Annotated in this window: 17 protein-coding genes and 1 tRNA gene; 4 read left to right on the forward strand and 14 right to left on the reverse strand. The window is 57.7% G+C overall.

All coding sequences use genetic code 11. The annotated features are described in order from the left end of the window. Positions 1 to 41 precede the first annotated feature (41 nt). From XMD517_RS01835 to XMD517_RS01870, 8 genes are all read right to left on the reverse strand, one after another. Complete coding sequence (locus XMD517_RS01835) at positions 42 to 608, reverse strand: CvpA family protein (RefSeq protein WP_173487283.1); 567 nt, start codon at positions 606 to 608, stop codon at positions 42 to 44. A gap of 44 nt (positions 609 to 652) precedes the next feature. Further along, the gene (gene radA, locus XMD517_RS01840; protein WP_173487282.1) at positions 653 to 2,020 is read right to left on the reverse strand and encodes a DNA repair protein RadA; all 1,368 of its coding nucleotides are present in this window, start codon (positions 2,018 to 2,020) and stop codon (positions 653 to 655) included. 53 nt (positions 2,021 to 2,073) lie between these two features. After that, positions 2,074 to 2,532: a paraquat-inducible protein A gene (locus XMD517_RS01845; RefSeq protein ID WP_173487281.1), complete on the reverse strand. Its 459-nt coding sequence runs from the start codon at positions 2,530 to 2,532 to the stop codon at positions 2,074 to 2,076. Between the two features lie 30 nt (positions 2,533 to 2,562). After that, on the reverse strand, positions 2,563 to 3,411 hold the full coding sequence (locus XMD517_RS01850; RefSeq protein WP_173487280.1) for a DNA repair protein: 849 nt from the start codon (positions 3,409 to 3,411) through the stop codon (positions 2,563 to 2,565). A 391-nt stretch (positions 3,412 to 3,802) separates the two neighbouring features. Next, positions 3,803 to 4,549 (reverse strand): ABC transporter ATP-binding protein, encoded by a 747-nt coding sequence (locus XMD517_RS01855; protein ID WP_173487279.1) that lies wholly within the window; start codon positions 4,547 to 4,549, stop codon positions 3,803 to 3,805. Continuing rightward, a complete protein-coding gene (locus XMD517_RS01860) occupies positions 4,546 to 5,331 on the reverse strand; it encodes an ABC transporter permease (protein WP_173487278.1) in 786 nt (261 codons plus the stop codon). Before XMD517_RS01860 ends, XMD517_RS01855 begins: the two co-directional genes overlap by 4 nt. Beyond that, the gene (alr, locus tag XMD517_RS01865) at positions 5,328 to 6,377 is read right to left on the reverse strand and encodes an alanine racemase (protein WP_173487277.1); all 1,050 of its coding nucleotides are present in this window, start codon (positions 6,375 to 6,377) and stop codon (positions 5,328 to 5,330) included. Before alr ends, XMD517_RS01860 begins: the two co-directional genes overlap by 4 nt. Positions 6,378 to 6,478: 101 nt before the next feature. Further along, entirely contained in the window at positions 6,479 to 7,696 is a 1,218-nt protein-coding gene (locus tag XMD517_RS01870) for a bifunctional alpha/beta hydrolase/OsmC family protein (RefSeq protein WP_055192712.1), read from the reverse strand. Positions 7,697 to 7,970: 274 nt separating this feature from the next. Between XMD517_RS01870 and XMD517_RS01875 the strand changes: the two genes are divergently transcribed. Further along, the gene (locus XMD517_RS01875) at positions 7,971 to 8,753 is read left to right on the forward strand and encodes a DUF3445 domain-containing protein (RefSeq protein WP_173487276.1); all 783 of its coding nucleotides are present in this window, start codon (positions 7,971 to 7,973) and stop codon (positions 8,751 to 8,753) included. A gap of 40 nt (positions 8,754 to 8,793) precedes the next feature. Here the strand turns inward: XMD517_RS01875 and XMD517_RS01880 are convergent, their stop codons facing one another. From XMD517_RS01880 to XMD517_RS01890, 3 genes are all read right to left on the reverse strand, one after another. After that, positions 8,794 to 8,955: a hypothetical protein gene (locus XMD517_RS01880; protein WP_173487275.1), complete on the reverse strand. Its 162-nt coding sequence runs from the start codon at positions 8,953 to 8,955 to the stop codon at positions 8,794 to 8,796. 279 nt (positions 8,956 to 9,234) lie between these two features. Continuing rightward, positions 9,235 to 10,641: a type I glutamate--ammonia ligase gene (gene glnA / locus XMD517_RS01885; RefSeq protein WP_173487274.1), complete on the reverse strand. Its 1,407-nt coding sequence runs from the start codon at positions 10,639 to 10,641 to the stop codon at positions 9,235 to 9,237. A gap of 47 nt (positions 10,642 to 10,688) precedes the next feature. After that, a complete protein-coding gene (locus XMD517_RS01890) occupies positions 10,689 to 11,027 on the reverse strand; it encodes a P-II family nitrogen regulator (protein WP_055192654.1) in 339 nt (112 codons plus the stop codon). Positions 11,028 to 11,309: 282 nt separating this feature from the next. Between XMD517_RS01890 and XMD517_RS01895 the strand changes: the two genes are divergently transcribed. Further along, positions 11,310 to 13,064, forward strand: a complete 1,755-nt coding sequence (locus XMD517_RS01895; protein WP_173487273.1) for an NAD(P)H-hydrate dehydratase — start codon at positions 11,310 to 11,312, stop codon at positions 13,062 to 13,064. On the opposite strand, the gene XMD517_RS01900 is transcribed toward XMD517_RS01895, so the two are convergent. Both XMD517_RS01900 and XMD517_RS01905 read right to left on the reverse strand, forming a co-directional pair. Further along, a complete protein-coding gene (locus tag XMD517_RS01900) occupies positions 13,061 to 13,477 on the reverse strand; it encodes a Hint domain-containing protein (protein ID WP_173487272.1) in 417 nt (138 codons plus the stop codon). The two genes, XMD517_RS01895 and XMD517_RS01900, sit on opposite strands and share 4 nt — an antisense overlap. Positions 13,478 to 13,623: 146 nt before the next feature. Beyond that, positions 13,624 to 14,121, reverse strand: coding sequence for a Hint domain-containing protein (locus XMD517_RS01905; RefSeq protein ID WP_173487271.1), 498 nt, complete (start codon positions 14,119 to 14,121; stop codon positions 13,624 to 13,626). 244 nt (positions 14,122 to 14,365) lie between these two features. On the opposite strand from XMD517_RS01905, the gene XMD517_RS01910 reads away from it, so the two are divergent. Both XMD517_RS01910 and tig read left to right on the forward strand, forming a co-directional pair. Then, positions 14,366 to 14,450, forward strand: a tRNA-Leu gene (locus XMD517_RS01910). Positions 14,451 to 14,472: 22 nt separating this feature from the next. Beyond that, on the forward strand, positions 14,473 to 15,804 hold the full coding sequence (gene tig, locus XMD517_RS01915) for a trigger factor (protein WP_173487270.1): 1,332 nt from the start codon (positions 14,473 to 14,475) through the stop codon (positions 15,802 to 15,804). Positions 15,805 to 16,027: 223 nt separating this feature from the next. On the opposite strand, the gene XMD517_RS01920 is transcribed toward tig, so the two are convergent. Next, the gene (locus XMD517_RS01920; protein ID WP_254449789.1) at positions 16,028 to 16,531 is read right to left on the reverse strand and encodes a lytic transglycosylase domain-containing protein; all 504 of its coding nucleotides are present in this window, start codon (positions 16,529 to 16,531) and stop codon (positions 16,028 to 16,030) included. Positions 16,532 to 16,649: the final 118 nt, after the last annotated feature.

A 16,649-nucleotide genomic window follows, 5' to 3' on the forward strand; every position in this document is an offset into this window, starting at 1 on the left:
TAAAGAAAAACGCGCCGAAAGGCGCGTTTTGTTGACAATTCCTATGGTTTTTCCCCGGAGGTGCAGCTGCCCACCAGGGCCTCGTACCGCCCCACGATCCAGCCGGGCGCATCTTCGGGGATCTGTTCGTTGATCTTGTCCTGGGTGCGGGCGAAAATTTTGGCCGTGCGCGAGTCATCCACCATCTTGATCGTGTCCGTGGTCACAACCCGGTCGTAAACCACCAGCGCAATGGCCACCAACAGCAACCCGCGGGCGACGCCAAAGATGAAGCCAAGCGCCTGATCCAGCCCGCCCAGCGCAGAGCGTTGCACGGCGGAGGAGAACAGCGGCGTAAAGATCGACACCACAACCAGCGCCAGCGCAAAGACACCGGCAAATGCTGCGATCATGCTCAGCTCACAGCTGTCAGCGATGAAATCGCGCAGCACCGGAACCTCTTTGATCAGTGGCACAGCCTTTGGCGCAAAGATATAGGCCAGAATGGCCGCAGCGATCCAGCCAAGGATCGACATGCCTTCGCGCACAAATCCGCGTGAATAGGCCAAAATGGCCGAGACAAGGATGACCGCCGCAACGATCCCGTCAACAAGAGTAAAGGCTTCCATCTGTCTCTCCGATGTTTTTCGCCGTATTTACACGAGGAGGGAGGTTACCCCGCCCCGAAAACTTCACCAACGAATCCGGTCAGATCCGCCATTTTCTGTATGCGCATTCCCTCAACAGCCCCTGTTTTGCTGCGGCTGGGGGTGATGGCTGCGTTGAAACCAAGTTTCAACGCTTCTTTCAACCTGTTTTCGGTCTGCCCCACCGGGCGCAACGCCCCTGATAGACTGATTTCGCCAAAAACCACAGTGTCTTTGGGGATAGCGGCGTCCTCTCGGGCAGACAGTAGCGCCGCCGCCACAGCCAGATCTGCGGCCGGTTCGGAAATTTTCATGCCGCCGGCCACGTTCAGATAGACGTCCAGCCCGGCAAAAGGAATACCGCAACGGGCCTCAAGCACCGCCAGGATCATTGCCAGTCGCCCACCGTCCCATCCAAGAACCGAGCGGCGTGGCTGGGAATGAGGAGAGGGGGCGACAAGCGCCTGAAACTCGACCAGCACCGGGCGGGTGCCTTCGATGCCCGCAAATACCACGCTGCCCGGCGCCGGATCTTCACGGTCGGACAGAAACAGTGCCGAGGGGTTGCCGACTTCTGACAACCCGCCCCCGGTCATTTCGAAAACGCCAATCTCGTCCGCCGGGCCAAAGCGGTTCTTGACCGCGCGCAGAATGCGGAACTGGTGGCCGCGCTCGCCTTCGAAATAAAGCACTGTATCAACCATATGCTCCACCACGCGGGGGCCGGCAATCTGGCCCTCCTTGGTCACATGGCCCACCAGAATGACCGAGATGCCACGGGTTTTGGCAAAGGTTGTCAATTCATGTGCCGCGGCGCGCACCTGGCTGACGGAGCCCGGGGCGCTGTCCACATTGTCGGCCCACATGGTCTGGATCGAGTCGATGATCGCCAGTTGCGGGCGCTCTTCGTCCAGGGTTGTCAGGATGTTTCTGAGATTGGTTTCGGCGGCCAGGCGCACCGGTGCCTGTCTCAGCCCCAGCCGCTCGGCGCGCATCCGCACCTGGGCAGAGGCCTCTTCGCCCGAAACATAAATCGTATCAAGGCCCGCCTGGGCAAACCGTGCGGCGGCCTGCAAAAGAAGCGTCGATTTTCCGATGCCGGGATCCCCGCCAACCAGAATGGCAGAGCCGGGCACCAGCCCGCCCCCCAGCACCCGATCCAATTCGCCCAGACCGCACAGGGTGCGGGGCGGCGGTGTTTCTTCGGTTGACAGGTCGCTTAAGGCAATGCCTCGCCCGCGTGTCGCCCCAAGGGATTTTGAAGCCGGCCCTGCCGAAAGTGGTTTGTCCTCAACAATCGTGTTCCACTCGCCACATCCATCGCAGCGCCCGGACCATTTGGTAAACACTGCTCCGCAGGCGTTGCAGCTGAAGGAATTGTTGTTCTTTGCCATGGCGAACTTGTGCCCGAGAGGGCAGGCCCATGCAAGGGGGAGTGTTGTCGGGCCTACCCGGCACTTTTTCCGGTTTGGAACCGTTTCCCGGTCAGAAGCGAGATAGCAAGCGAGGTCAGGATACAGGCGCTGAACAGGTAAAGCCCCCATGCCACCTCGATCCGGGTGAGGGTCATGCCCTTAGCAACGATGATATAAAGCGCCACAAGAAAGATGTCGGCCATCGCCAGCTTGCCCATCAGGTTGAAAACCGGCAGCATCTTGCGCCGCATCTGTCCAAACTGGATCAATGCAAGCCCCAGTGTTTTCAGAAGCGGGGCGATAATGGCGAAAAACGTGACCAAAAGCGCCAGAAATACATCTTTTGCCCAGAGGGTCTGCAGCCCCGAAATCACGCTGATTTCATCGGTGCCAAAAAATGGAAGGTTCAGGCCCGCGCGCAGGAGCGGGGCAAACCAGGACAGGGGAAACAGGGCCAAAAGGGCCAAATTCAGATAACGCAGATACACCATAGTGACGGGATATATGGCGTTCTGCAGGCGTTACAACTCCTTATTGTCGTTCAGGTCCTGTTCTTTTCGCGCCGTGTTGTCCGCCCGAGGGCCAGCTGGTCCGCGATTGCGATCGCGGCGTGGCTTTGATGACATGGGAACGACAGTACGTTCCATGTTCGGAGTTGCCAGCACTTCGAAACCCAGCTTGGGTAACAGCGCATTGAGGTCAGCCCCCAGCGCATCCACCTGTTTTGAAACGACACGCTCATCCGCTTCGACCTGCATCAACCAGTGCTTCAACTCATCCACCGAGAGGCGGGCCAGTTTGAGGTTGGAGCGAAACTCCTCCAGCTCTTCATGGCGTTGACGCAGAAAGGTGCGGGCACGCTCCACGCGATCCTTGCTGTAGATGCGGGCCAAGTCGCGGCTCTCGTAGCTCATCTGGGCTGCGACTTCCAGAATGTCGGGTTCCAATCCAGCCAGGTCGGGGTGGTTTCGAAGATGGGCTATGCGTTCACGCACGGCATCAAACTCGGCACCGGTTTTGAACAGCTTTTCGCGGTCCCCTTCATGGGCAAGGCGATAGGCCCGGGCAACATCCTGCATTGTCATGTGAAACCTGCGATGGCTGTTTTCCAGCTGCATCATCCGGCCATGGCCGGGCAGGAAGAACAGCAATGAAATACAGAGAGCGGTAAGAAAGATCTGCATATACATGCCCAGATCCGGCACATTCAGATCGCCGAACCGGGCCGGTATGGTCAGCCAGGGTTGCATTCCAAGGGCGGCAGCGAGAGTTGCCCCCACAAGTGCCAATGCCAATATCACCATCAGCAAAAGGCTAATTCTTTGCGCAATTCCGGTCAGTAGCGCCATGATCCTTTTGAAATTCAGCATTATTTCCCCCCCTTATGAATAAGAGTTCACGCAAAGCGTTTCGGGGTTTGGTCCAAGAGGTTCGGGCATTTGATCCCGCAACGAAGTGCGGAAACTGGCCGAATTTTGAAGTGTTTTTTTGTTCAGCTCGGGCAGTTACTCGGGCCGAAACGCTTTAATGAATTTTCTAAAGCGTTTCGACTTTAACCTGAGACAGGGAAAAGTTGAAACGCCGCATGAGATATCAATGTCGTGGGCGTTTCGGAAGAAACATGTGTTTCAGGTTTATCCCGAAACGCTTTAATCAGGAGTTGATTATAGCAAGAAAACTGCGATTTGGGTAGAGGGGCAAAGATTGGTCACCGATATGTGATTGAATTCGCAGCATAATCGGCAAGGATAGCGGGGAATATCACCGCACCGCTTCGATCGGTCCTTCGGCGCTGCCGGAAATGAACTGGGTCACGTAGGGGTCACCCGAAGTGTCCATCTCGCTCACCGGGCCGGTCCACTGGATCTTGCCGGCATGCAGCATGGCGATCTTGTCTGCGATCACCCGGACCGAAGACATGTCATGGGTGATGGTCATCGCGGTTGCACCCATTTCCACCACAATTTCGCGGATCAGGTCATTGATCACACCGGACATGATCGGATCGAGCCCGGTGGTGGGTTCGTCAAAGAAAATGATCTCGGGTTCTGCGGCAATGGCACGGGCAAGGCCCACACGTTTCTGCATCCCGCCAGAAAGTTCGGACGGAAACAGATCGGCCACGTCGGGGGTCAGCCCCACGCGGCGCAGCTTTTCAATGGCAATCTCACGGGCTTCGTCACGCGGACGTTTCAGAGATCCACGCAACAGGCGAAAGGCGACGTTCTGCCAGACAGGAAGACTGTCAAACAGCGCGGCCCCCTGAAACAGCATGCCAAATCGGGCCAGAAACGCGTCACGCTCCACTTTTGACGTGTCTTCCCCATCCAGCGTGATCAGCCCGCTATCTTGTTGCATCAGCCCAAGAATACATTTGAGCAGCACAGATTTCCCGGTGCCGGATCCACCGATGATCACCATGCTTTCGCCCCTGTTGATCGTCAGGTCAACGCCATCCAGAACGCGTTTCGGACCAAAGGCTTTATGGACGTTTTTGAGTTCAATCATGAGACAAAGAAAAAGCTGGTGAGAAGGAAGTTGGCGGCGAGGATCATCACGGCGGCGGCCTCAACCGAAGTCTTGGTCGCGCGACCGACACCCTGTGCGCCGCGCCCGGAATTCATGCCGTGAAAGCAGCCCATTACGGCGGCGATAAACCCGAACACCGCCCCCTTGACCAGAGAAGATACAATATCGGCGCTTTCAAGGAAATTCCAAGTGTTGGTGATATAAGCGCCAGGGGCAAAGCCCAGTTGCTTGGTGCCAACGATATAGCCCCCCATGATGCCGATCACATCTCCAATCCCAACCAGGGCTGGCACCACCAGAATGGCGGCCAGCACGCGCGGGGCGGTGAGGTATTTCATCGGGTGTGTCGACAGGGTGACCAGCGCATCAATCTGCTCGGTCACCTTCATCGTGGCAATTTCAGCCGCGATGGAAGAGGTGACGCGGGCGGCGATCATCAGCCCCACCAGCACCGGGCCAAGCTCTCGCACCATGCCAATGGCAACAATCTGCGGCACCACGGCTTCGGCCGAAAAACGCTGTCCGCCGGAATAGATCTGCAGGGCCAGCGCCGCTCCGGTGAAAATGGCGGTCAGCCCCACAACGGGCAGGCTGAAATAGCCGATATTGATCACCGAGGCGAGAAACTCGCGCGGATAGAATGGGGGGCGCAGGATATGGCCCAGCGCCTGCCCGGCAAAAATCGCTACCCGACCGATCAGGGCCAGAAAGCCAAGAACCGAGCGGCCGATTGCAGCCAGAGGGGTGGTCAGGGCGGTCATTCCCGGCCTCGTGCATAGCGGCGGGAATACCGTGCGCCCAGCTGTGTCAGAATTTCATAGCCGATGGTCCCGGCCACAGCGGCAAGGTCATCAACGCTTTGATGTTTGCCCAAAAGCGTCAGGGATTTGGGCAGGCCGTCCAGATGGGTGATGTCGACGCCAATCATGTCCATCGAAACGCGTCCCAGGATCGGGCAGGGGGTGTCTTCGTGAAACAACACCGCCTTGTTGGAAATCGCGCGGTTGACGCCATCCGCATACCCGGCGGCCACCGTCGCTACGCGTGTGGGCTGCTCTGCGATCCAGGTGTTTGAATATCCGACACTTTCGCCGATGGCCACGTCGCGGATCTGAATAACCGGGGTGTCCAGTTCCACCACGGGCTGCGCCTCCTCATACGGAAAGCCGCCATAAAGGCCAATTCCGGGGCGGGTGAGGTCAAAGTGGTAATCTTCCCCAAGCAAAATCCCCCCGGTGGCCGACAGGCTGCGCGGGGCATCAATGCCGTCGGTCATGTCATGAAACGCCATAAGTTGGCGTTTGTTCATCTCGTGGTCCGGTTCATCGGCACAGGCAAGGTGGCTCATGACCAGGCGCGGCCCCTGCGCCAGACAGATGTCGCGCAAGGCTGCCCACTCGCCCGGTTCCATGCCAAGGCGGTTCATACCGGTATCAAGCTGGACCCCAAACGGGTGCCCGGGCAGGGCTTCGAAATGGCGGGTGACCTGTTCGACCGAGTTCAGCATCGGCACAAGACCCAGATCATGGATCATGTCGGTGTCGCCGGACATGTGGCCGGAAAACACGCTGATTTCCGGTCCCGGTCCCAAGGCTTCGCGCAGGGCAGCCCCTTCTTCAGCGGCGGCGACAAAAAAGCGGCGTGCGCCTGCGGCGGCCAGCGCCCGCGCGGTTTTCGCCACACCCAAGCCATAGGCATCGGCCTTGACCACCGCGGCGGTCTGCACGTCATTTGCGGTTTTCGCATCCAGTGCCCGCCAGTTTGCGGCCACGGCATCAAGATCAATTGTCAGTTTACCAGTGCTCATGCCCAGCGTTTTCGTAAGGCGGGCGGACAAGGTCAAGGCAAAACGGTATTCGCACGGCAAGGAGCGGTATTTTCACCTGAATTGTGGCGGGAATGACCGGGCTATGCCTCAACCAACACGGTCTCCACTTCACTTGTGCCTTCAAGCGTACGGTGCACCGGGCAGCGATCAGCAATTTCCAGAAGTCGAAGGCGCTGGTCCTGACTGAGGGGCCCGTCCAGCATCACTTCGCGGCGGAACTTGTCGATCTTTGCCCGTGTGCTGGTGTCGGCATCCTGCGCGTGAACCTTGTTATGGCTGACATCCACCCGCACATGGGTCAGCGGCCAGCCTTTGCGACGTGCATACATACGGATGGTCATGGATGTGCAGGCCCCAAGCCCGGCTGAGAGAAACCCGTAAGGCGACATGCCCTTGTTGGTGCCGCCATAGGCCATCGGTTCATCGGCCTGGGTGTGATGAAACGGACCGGCCTGAATGTCTTGCAAAAACCCGTCTGCATCTGCTTCGGCCACCCGCACGATGCCTTCTGGCGCACCTATCGGAGGGGCCGGTGGGGTCAGGTCAATGTAACGGGTTGCCCAGGCCGAGATTACCTCGGCCACATATTCCGCATCCGCCTGTCGGGTGATCAGATGGTCGGCATCATCAAGGGTGATAAAGCTTTTCGGATGCTTGGCCGCGATGAAAATCTTCGCGGCATGGTCAATCGAGACCACTTCGTCGCGCGGGGCATGCAGCACCAGCAGGGCGGCATTCAGATTGTGGATGGCCTCATCTATTTTCTGCTCCTGCAAATCATCAACAAGGCTTTGTCGCAGGGTGAACGGGCGACCGCCAAGTTGGACACGGGCCGTTCCCTCGGCGTTGAGATCGGGCAGGGCGGTTTCAAATTGCCGGATGACATTGGCAGGCGTCGAGGGCGCGCCGATGGTCACGACGGCCTGCGTATCCGGCAATTGTGCCGCCGCCCGAAGGATGGCCGCGCCCCCCAGCGAATGACCAATCAGGAGGTCCGGGGCCATCCCGCGCGCTTTCAAAGCCTGAGCGGCGAGCAGGATATCTTCTACATTCGAAGAAAAATGAGTGTGCTCAAACGCGCCGTCTGACTGGCCCAACCCGGTGAAGTCAAACCGCAAAACGGCGATGCCCAGCCCGGCAAGGCGATCCGCGATGCGTCGGGCGGCGGCAATGTCCTTGCCACAGGTGAAGCAATGGGCAAACAGGGCGGTGCCCAGATGCGGTCCCGAAGGCAGGTTCAGCCGCCCCGCCAGATCATGTCCGCCATGCCCTTTGAAAGTGAAACGCTCGGTCGGCATCCACAGATCCTTTTTCTTGCCGGTCCCGGTTTCTTGCCGGTCCCGGTGGGTGGGGCCGGTATTCCTTTTCCCAGCGCCTGTCCGACAAGGGACTAACCGGTGTTGCCCTGAGATTGGGGGCAGATGCCCCAGGTCTCAAGGGATTGTTGTGCAAATGCACAGGAACGTGAGGGGACGTGACAAAATGCTTCCGTCACGGCACGGCCCCGCTTGTCAGCCCAGCCGGGCTTTGTCACGGTAGGACTGATCAAAGGCCCGGAAACATGGAGTTAGAATGGTCGAGATTTGCCAACAGGAATTGCCATTTCGCCCGTGGGAGGATGAGCATACCCGGCGCCTGCCAGGACTGACACCGACCGCACCCGGGGAATGGCTTTGGGTTGATGACGCCTATGACGCCCAGATGAACCACCGCCGTCAGTTGATGTCAGATAAGGGGGATGCCGTGCACCGCCTGTCGGAAACGGCCCTGCCCGCCGCACAAGAGCTTTTAGAGACGGTATTGGAGGAATTGCGTGCGCACAGTGACTTCGAAATCCACGCCGAGAGGGTGATATGTCCCGATGGGGCGCAAATCGAGATCAATCGCGCTGCACCGCTCCTGACCGTAGGGGCCTTGGTTCAGGAAGATTTTGTTATCATGGAAAAGATCGGGGATGAGCATGTGCTGACCGCGGCAATCCTGTGCTTTCCTGCCAGCTGGACGCTGGAGCAGAAATTCCTGCAACCTATGACCCGCATTCATGTGCCGGTTGAGGAATATACGCCCGAAATTGCCCGCCGGGTTCAGCGCCTGTTTGACGGTATTCAGGTTGGCCGCCCGATGTGGCGGGCGAATGCTTTGATTTACGGGGATCCGGAACTGCATCAACCGCGTCGGGAAGAGGATAAGAGAGGCCCGGTGCAGTCAGGGCGCAAGTTTCTGCGGGTGGAGCGGCAAGGAATGCGACGCCTGCCGAAGACACGTGCCGTGATCTTTTCGATCCACAGCTTTGTCCTGCGCGATACGCGTCTGGCGGAACTTGGGATCCGTTTACCACAAGCCGAGCGGGCCTGACATTCGGGTCAATCCGCGCCTTATGTCCGCAGCCGAGATGTCAGCAGCCGACGGGGATTTCGACAAAGCCCTGTTGCGGGGTCCAATGGCGAATGGTGCGCGGCGGATTGGCGGAGCGACGTTGGGTGAAGAGCCGGGAAAACAGGTTTCCTGACCGGGTCATCGGGGCCAGTTTCTGATGTTTTGGTGCAAAGAGGGGCATGGCGAAGGTCTCATTCGTTTCAGGGCATTCAGGCGCGGTTTGGTGTTTGTCTGACCTCAGAATGCCTCGTGAATATGCAGTTTACGGGAAAGAAATACGGCCAAAATGGACCAATTGCATGCCGATATGGCTGGCGGTGCCTCAGGCCTTAAGCTGTGTTAACCCTGTTTTCCGGCCCTTCCACTGGCGGAACTTCGATACCAAGCCGGGGCAAAAATAGCTTTTCAAAAAGGAAAGGGCGCCCGAAGGCGCCCTTGGTGTGATGAACCGCAAAAGCGATCAGCAGCTGTAGTAAAGCTGGAATTCGATCGGGTGCGGGGTGTGCTCGTAGGCGTAAACCTCATCCCATTTCAGGTCGAGATACCCGTCGATCTGGTCTTTGGTGAACACGTCACCGGCCAGCAGGAAGTCGTGATCTTCGGCCAGTGCGTCCAGTGCTTCGCGCAGGCTGGAGCAAACTGTCGGGATACCTTCCAGCTCTTCCGGCGGCAGATCATAAAGGTTCTTGTCCTGAGCGGGGCCCGGATCGATCTTGTTCTTGATACCGTCAAGGCCAGCCATCAGCAGGGCGGCAAAGCACAGGTAGGGGTTCGCGGCCGGATCGGGGAAGCGAGCTTCCACGCGCTTGGCTTTCGGGCTTTCGGTCCACGGAATACGCACGCAACCCGAACGGTTCGAGGCCGAATAGGCGCGCAGAACCGGGGCTTCAAAGCCGGGGATCAGGCGTTTGTAGCTGTTGGTCGACGGGTTGGTGAAAGCGTTCAGGGTCTTGGCGTGTTTCAGAACACCACCGATGAACCACAGCGCCTCTTGCGACAGGTCGGCGTATTTGTCGCCTGCAAAGAGCGGCTTGCCGTCTTTCCAGATCGACATGTTCACATGCATCCCGGTGCCATTGTCACCCGAGATCGGCTTCGGCATGAAGGTTGCCGACTTGCCATAAGCGTGGGCCACGTTGTGGATGATGTATTTGTATTTCTGAAGCTCGTCAGCCTGTTTGGTCAGGGTGTCGAAGATCAGACCCAGCTCGTGCTGACACGATGCCACCTCGTGGTGGTGTTTGTCGGTCTTCATGCCCAGCGACTTCATGGTCGACAGCATTTCACCGCGGATGTCCTGCGCGTCATCAATCGGGTTCACCGGGAAATACCCGCCCTTGACGCCCGGACGGTGGCCCGAGTTGCCCATTTCATAATCGGTGTCGGTGTTCCACGAGGCGTCCACGGCGTCCACTTCGTAAGACACTTTGTTGATGCCAACCTGGTAACGCACGTTGTCAAACAGGAAAAATTCTGCTTCCGGCCCCATGTAAGCCACATCGCCAATACCCGACGACTTCAGGTAGGCCTCGGCTTTTTCGGCGGTGCCGCGCGGGTCACGGCCGTATTTCTCACCGGTGTCCGGCTCCACGATGGAGCAGTGCACGCAGAGCGTTTTTTCGGCATAGAACGGATCAACATAGGTGCTGTTGGTGTCCGGCATCAGTTTCATGTCGGAGTTTTCGATCGACTTCCAACCGGCAATCGACGACCCGTCGAACATGAAGCCTTCTTCCAGGAAGTCCTCATCCACCAGATCGCTGTCCACGGTCACGTGCTGCAGCTTGCCGCGCACGTCGGTGAAGCGGATGTCGACATAGGCGATGTCTTCGTCCTTGATTTGCTTGAGTACGGCTTGTGTGCTCATTGCTTTTTCCTTTGTTTCAGAAACTTGGATGCCCGGGAAGGGGCGGATTACACGGCGTCCAGACCGGTTTCACCGGTGCGGATGCGAATGGCTTGTTCAACGGGGGAGACAAAGATTTTGCCATCACCGATCTTGTCGGTCTTGGCGGCTTCGACGATGGCTTCGATGGCCTCGTCCACCTGATCGGCGGGCAGAACCACTTCGATCTTCACTTTGGGCAGGAAATCGACCACGTATTCGGCGCCGCGATACAGCTCGGTATGACCTTTCTGGCGGCCAAACCCCTTCACTTCGATCACCGACAGACCTTGAACGCCGATGTCCTGAAGCGCTTCTTTCACCTCGTCCAGTTTGAACGGCTTGATGATCGCTTCGATCTTTTTCATCTGGCTTCCCCCAATGGCAGTTTGCGCATGAAAGCGTCTTGCTTTTTGCCTGACCTCAGGAGAAAGCAAAACGCAGCACAACATATCTACGTTCCGATCGTTTCGCCCCAAATCAGTGATACAGATTTCTGGTGAAACGCTTTAGAAGTAGACAGACCATGTTCCCTGTGGCCGGACAATTGTTGGTCTCTGTTACGGCGCGCAGCTGTGCCAGTTTTTGGGGCTTATGCACAAAATTTAGGCGATATGGCGTGAAATTGTGCAATTGCAGAAAGGATCGAGATGACGGAACTGCTGACGGCTGCCCAAATGCGCGCCATTGAACAGGCTGCAATCGACTCAGGTGAGGTCACAGGCCTTGAGTTGATGGAGCGTGCCGGGCGGGGTGTGGTTGAGGCGATTTTTGAGGAATGGCCGGAACTGGCGGTGGGTGAGGAAGCCGGGCAGGGGGGCACTGCCCCCCATCCTGCATCAGGGATCCGCCCGTTCATCGGGCGAAATGATCCCCCGGATCATTTCCAGGAAGCCCTCGAACCCCAGGATATTTCTGACAAGAAAAAAAGGGCGGTTGTGCTTTGCGGGCCGGGTAACAATGGCGGTGACGGGTTTGTTGTGGCACGGCTGTTGCATTTGCGCGGCTGGGAGGTGGAAGTGTTTCTTTACGGGGACGCGACAAGGCTGCCGCCGGATGCGCGGGTGAATTATGAGCGGTGGTGCGCATTGGGGGAGGTGAAGGCACTCGCAGATGATGTGTTTGATGGCTGGCCGGAAGAAGATGATGGCGTTGATTTGATCATTGATGCTCTTTTCGGCACGGGCCTAAAGCGGCCTTTTCTCGGCTTTCGACATCTCGCAATGGCATTGAACTATTGTAGCTCATCTTGGGAGTTACATGACGGGCTTCCCAGAGTGGTGGCCGTGGACGTCCCAAGTGGATTATGTGCAGATTCAGGAAAGTGGCTAGGGGATGATCAACCTTTGGATCATGCGAACCTCGCCAATTTAACGCTGACGTTTCACTCGGAGAAGAATGGTCATCTTTTGGAGAATGGGCCGCCAAGTTGTGGAACTGTGGATATTGTCGATATTGGGTTGTCTTCGACGCAGGGTCCCGGGACACTCTCCAGAAATACATTGATACACTTAAGTGGTGAAGCGCGGCTTGGACGTGTGATATGCCGTAAAGTTACTTTGCCTTTGAACCCATATGTCTCAAAGTTTTCGGATGAGCATAAATACTCCCATGGTCACGCCCTAATCCTCTCGGGGCCTTCTGGCAAAGGCGGGGCTGCGCGGTTGTCGGCGCGAGGTGCTTTACGCATTGGGGCAGGGCTGGTGACCGTTGCTCCCACGCCCGGTGCCGTTCAGGAAAATGCGGCGCGTCTGGATGCGATCATGTTGTCTCCGGTTGGGGACAAACAGGCATTGGAGGCAGTACTCGCGGATGAGCGGTTCAATGCGATCTGCCTTGGCCCCGGTTTGGGCATTGAGCGGGTGCGGGAGTTGGTGCCTGTGGCGCTGCGGGCGCAACGTGCTACGTTGTTGGATGCTGATGCGCTGACGGCTTTTGCGGAGGAACCGCAGGCTTTTTTTGATCAGCTGCACGAAAACTGCGTGCTCACCCCCCATGGCGGTGAGTTTGCGCGGCTGTTCCCGGATGTCGCTGAAAAACTGAATGCTCCCGCCACCAAAGGTCCGGCCTATTCCAAGGTGGATGCCACCCGCGAGGCGGCGGCGCGGGCGGGCTGTGTGGTGCTATTTAAAGGGCCGGATACGGTGATTGCCGCGCCGGACGGGCGATGTTCGATCAGTTCGGCGCATTATGATCGGTCCGCGCCCTGGCTTGCCACCGCCGGGTCAGGGGATGTGTTGGCCGGGTTTGTCACCGGGCTGTTGGCGCGGGGATTTTCGCCAATGCAGGCTGCCGAAACGGCCGCCTGGCTGCACGTGGAATGTGCCCTGGAGTTCGGACCGGGACTGATCGCGGAGGATCTGCCGGAGATGTTGCCAAAGGTGTTTCGGAAAATCGGGGCTTAACCCGTCGTCAGCTCAGCACCATTTGCGTAGATGACATGGTTGCGGTCGAAGATGAGGCGATAGAGCGTCGTTTTTTCCAGAGTTTCCCGCACTTCGCCTGCCAGACTGCTAACGCTGACCAGAGAAGTTTTTTCGCCACGCAGCAGGATGGCCTGCTCAGCGGCCACGCGGGTGTCACGTTCCGGCATGTTCGCACCAAGGCTGCCTTTCTGGATGAGCGCGCTTTTGGCGGTGCTCTGCTCGATCGCGCGCAACGGTTGGGCTCCGACATCACGTGTGATGATGCGGTCGCCTTCGCGCAGGTCTTCCACGGCGACCTCGCCACGCAACGTCAGGACGATCGTACCTTTCGTGAGGCCCGCCTGGGCAGATGTGGCGTCGTGAAAAACGTTGTTGCTGGTCAAGGCAGTCATGGCAGCACCCTTTTACATCAGTTCGGATTTATCCCTGAGTAACCATTTATTTGGAAATGGGGCAGAATTGGGGCGGCGGTGAGGTTTGTTAATGTGGCTGTTTCGCATTTTGAGGTAATGCGCCTAAATATATGGCATTGTTTCTGTTAAGCCTCTTTCTGCGCGGGGAGAGGGGTAGATGACATGTCCCGACCATTGATGCGGATCAGATGACGTTTTGCGAAATGCAACTGAAATAGAGTGACTGTGCCTGCCTCAGTCGGGCGGCTGAACAGTTCTCCATCCACAAGGCGATGTGCTGCCACAAGTGTCTGTTCTTTTCCAAACATGGCTTGTGCCATCCAGCCTCGGAGCAGAACAGGTTGGTTTGGAGCCACGTGAAAGGCGTCCTTTCCGGACAATCCAAACATCGCTGTCGGATTGATGCGGATCATGTCCTGCAGGTGCATCGTCTTTCGGCTGATGGCACGAAGACGGACAACACCTACATCTGCGGCCACCAGACGCTCTCCGGCCTTGATCTCGGTGATCGGCTTTTCACCTGATAACGTCAAAACCCGCGCACCCGCGCCAATACCGGAAGAATAAATATGCCGGGCTTGTCGATCATATGCCGAAACAAGCCCCCGTGTTTGAAACGTCATGGGGACACCACCTGCATCTTTGTTTTTGCCCTCTTGCGGGGCGCTGCTCATTGATACCGACGATAGGCCAACAAACGGTTAAGGGCGACGATTTTTCCGGGCAGACGGAAAATCATCAAAGCAACGTGGCAAAGCGGACTCACTTTGCGATTTTTCCTCTCGCATCCCCCGGCGTCCTTTGCTAGAAGGGCGCGAATTCGGCGTCCGGTCAGACAGAAATCAACCGGTGCGCCGTTAAGGTTATGCGGGTGTGGCGAAATTGGTAGACGCACCAGATTTAGGTTCTGGCGCCGCGAGGCGTGGGGGTTCAAGTCCCTCCACCCGCACCAAAGATGAAAGAAGGACAACGACATGCAGGTCACCGAGACCCTGAATGAAGGCCTGAAACGCGGTTACAAAATCGTGGTTCCCGCGGCCGATCTGGACGCAAAGGTCAATGAAAAGCTGGCCGAGGCGCAGCCGGAAGTGGAGATGAAAGGTTTCCGCAAGGGCAAGGTGCCGATGGCGCTTCTGAAAAAGCAGTTTGGTCAGCGCCTGATGGGCGAAGCCATGCAGGAATCGATTGATGGTGCGATGAACAAGCACTTCGAGGAAAGCGGCGATCGTCCGGCTTTGCAGCCCGATGTGAAAATGACCAACGAAGATTGGAAAGAAGGCGACGACGTCGAGGTCGAAATGACCTACGAAGCTCTGCCGGAAATTCCGGAAGTCGACCTGAAGGGCATCAAGCTCGAGAAGATGGTTGTGAAGGCTGGTGACGCTGACGTGGAAGAAGCCCTGGGCAACCTGGCCGAAACCGCGCAGGATTTCAAAGCCCGCAAAAAAGGGTCGAAAGCCAAAGACGGTGATCAGGTTGTGATCAACTTCCTGGGCAAAGTGGACGGCGAAGCCTTTGAAGGCGGCGCTGGCGACGATTACCCGCTGGTTCTGGGCTCGAACTCGTTCATTCCGGGGTTTGAAGACCAACTGGTTGGCGCTAAGGCTGGCGAAGAAGTGGAAGTCAAAGTGACCTTCCCCGCTGAATACGGCGCTGAACACCTGGCTGGTAAAGATGCCGTGTTCGAATGCACCGTGAATGAGGTGAAGGAACCGGTTGCCGCAGAAATCAATGATGAGCTGGCCCAGAAATTCGGTGCCGAAGACCTCGAGGCTCTGAAAGCTCAGATCGCCGAGCGTCTTGAAGCTGAGTTCGGCGGTGCAGCCCGTGCCGTGATGAAGCGTGGCCTGCTGGATGAGCTGGACAAGCTGGTTGAGTTCGACCTGCCGCCGTCGCTGCTGGATGCAGAAGCCAAGCAGATCGCTCATCAGCTGTGGCATGAGGAAAACCCGGAAGTGGAAGGCCACGACCACCCGGAAGTTGAACCCACCGACGAGCACAACAAACTGGCTGGACGTCGTGTGCGCCTTGGTCTGCTGCTGGCCGAACTGGGCCAGAAAAACGAGATCCAGGTCTCTGATGCAGAGTTCACCCAGGCGATCATGAATCAGGCGCGTCAATACCCGGGTCAGGAACGTCAGTTCTTTGAGTTTGTTCAGCAAAACCCGCAGATGCGCCAGCAGATCCAGGCACCGCTGTTCGAAGACAAGGTCATTGACTACATCTTTGAACTGGCTGATGTGGCTGAAAAAGAAGTGTCGAAAGACGATCTTCAAAAGGCCGTTGAGGCGCTGGAAGACGAATAAGACGGGCATTCCCGCTTATGACAAGGCCGCTCCATTCGGGGCGGCCTTTTTTTGTGCCTGTTCAATCGGGAACGATCCCCGGCCTTTTTTGCCGCATTTTCTGGTCAAAAATATCCTGGGGTGAATTGGCCCCGAAAAGGGACAAGAGGGGCAAGGCCCCTTCCCGAGCGAAGCGAGGCCACGCCCAAGCCTGTCGGCCAAAGGCCGTAAAGGCGCGGGAGTATTACCCCGGTCGCAGCCCCGTTTTCACCAGCAGCCCCAGCCGCTTTGCCTCATAATAATAGCCGCGCGCGTACCATTTCATTGCGCCTTCAATGCTGCCATTCGACACCAGATAAGCACCTTTCAGGTATTTCCCGGCATATTTCAGGTTCACATCTGGGTCGAGCAGCTCTTCTGCCGGGCCGCGATGGCCCATGGTGCGGGCAGTCTGGGGCAGGATCTGCAGCAGCCCCCAATAGGGTCCGTTGCGCGCCCAGGGGCGGTGGGTGCTTTCGCGCGCCGCCTGACGATGCACCAGCTCGCGCGGGATCTGGTAATGGTCGGCCCATTTGTTGATCAGGGCGCGCAGTTCGGGGGTCTCGTTGGGATAGAGCGGTGGATTGAACGCATCTTTGCGAGGGCGCGACCGGGTCGGTTCCGTTGTGCGCCCGCCGCATCCTGCCAGCAATGTGGCGGTTGCCAGCTGCACAAACTGGCGCCGTGGCATGGAAGAAATCTGTCTCATGTCCAGACGCTACAGCGTGGCGATGGGGACGCAAAGAAACTGTGTGGTGATCAGCATCTCTTTGCCACCTTTTGGGGGCGGCATGAAAAAAGCCGCCCCGAAAGGCGGCTTTTAAGGT

The sequence above is a fragment of the Aliiroseovarius sp. xm-d-517 genome, from assembly GCF_013283135.1.
Taxonomy (GTDB): domain Bacteria; phylum Pseudomonadota; class Alphaproteobacteria; order Rhodobacterales; family Rhodobacteraceae; genus Aliiroseovarius; species Aliiroseovarius crassostreae.

What these genes read in the sequence shown, in the direction of transcription:
- XMD517_RS01835 (WP_173487283.1), bottom strand. Translation starts at nt 608, where the DNA reads ATGGAAGCCTTTACTCTTGTTGACGGGATCGTTGCGGCGGTCATCCTT.
- radA (WP_173487282.1), bottom strand. Translation starts at nt 2,020, where the DNA reads ATGGCAAAGAACAACAATTCCTTCAGCTGCAACGCCTGCGGAGCAGTG.
- XMD517_RS01845 (WP_173487281.1), bottom strand. Translation starts at nt 2,532, where the DNA reads ATGGTGTATCTGCGTTATCTGAATTTGGCCCTTTTGGCCCTGTTTCCC.
- XMD517_RS01850 (WP_173487280.1), bottom strand. Translation starts at nt 3,411, where the DNA reads ATGCTGAATTTCAAAAGGATCATGGCGCTACTGACCGGAATTGCGCAA.
- XMD517_RS01855 (WP_173487279.1), bottom strand. Translation starts at nt 4,549, where the DNA reads ATGATTGAACTCAAAAACGTCCATAAAGCCTTTGGTCCGAAACGCGTT.
- XMD517_RS01860 (WP_173487278.1), bottom strand. Translation starts at nt 5,331, where the DNA reads ATGACCGCCCTGACCACCCCTCTGGCTGCAATCGGCCGCTCGGTTCTT.
- alr (WP_173487277.1), bottom strand. Translation starts at nt 6,377, where the DNA reads ATGAGCACTGGTAAACTGACAATTGATCTTGATGCCGTGGCCGCAAAC.
- XMD517_RS01870 (WP_055192712.1), bottom strand. Translation starts at nt 7,696, where the DNA reads ATGCCGACCGAGCGTTTCACTTTCAAAGGGCATGGCGGACATGATCTG.
- XMD517_RS01875 (WP_173487276.1), top strand. Translation starts at nt 7,971, where the DNA reads ATGGTCGAGATTTGCCAACAGGAATTGCCATTTCGCCCGTGGGAGGAT.
- XMD517_RS01880 (WP_173487275.1), bottom strand. Translation starts at nt 8,955, where the DNA reads ATGCCCCTCTTTGCACCAAAACATCAGAAACTGGCCCCGATGACCCGG.
- glnA (WP_173487274.1), bottom strand. Translation starts at nt 10,641, where the DNA reads ATGAGCACACAAGCCGTACTCAAGCAAATCAAGGACGAAGACATCGCC.
- XMD517_RS01890 (WP_055192654.1), bottom strand. Translation starts at nt 11,027, where the DNA reads ATGAAAAAGATCGAAGCGATCATCAAGCCGTTCAAACTGGACGAGGTG.
- XMD517_RS01895 (WP_173487273.1), top strand. Translation starts at nt 11,310, where the DNA reads ATGACGGAACTGCTGACGGCTGCCCAAATGCGCGCCATTGAACAGGCT.
- XMD517_RS01900 (WP_173487272.1), bottom strand. Translation starts at nt 13,477, where the DNA reads ATGACTGCCTTGACCAGCAACAACGTTTTTCACGACGCCACATCTGCC.
- XMD517_RS01905 (WP_173487271.1), bottom strand. Translation starts at nt 14,121, where the DNA reads ATGACGTTTCAAACACGGGGGCTTGTTTCGGCATATGATCGACAAGCC.
- tig (WP_173487270.1), top strand. Translation starts at nt 14,473, where the DNA reads ATGCAGGTCACCGAGACCCTGAATGAAGGCCTGAAACGCGGTTACAAA.
- XMD517_RS01920 (WP_254449789.1), bottom strand. Translation starts at nt 16,531, where the DNA reads ATGAGACAGATTTCTTCCATGCCACGGCGCCAGTTTGTGCAGCTGGCA.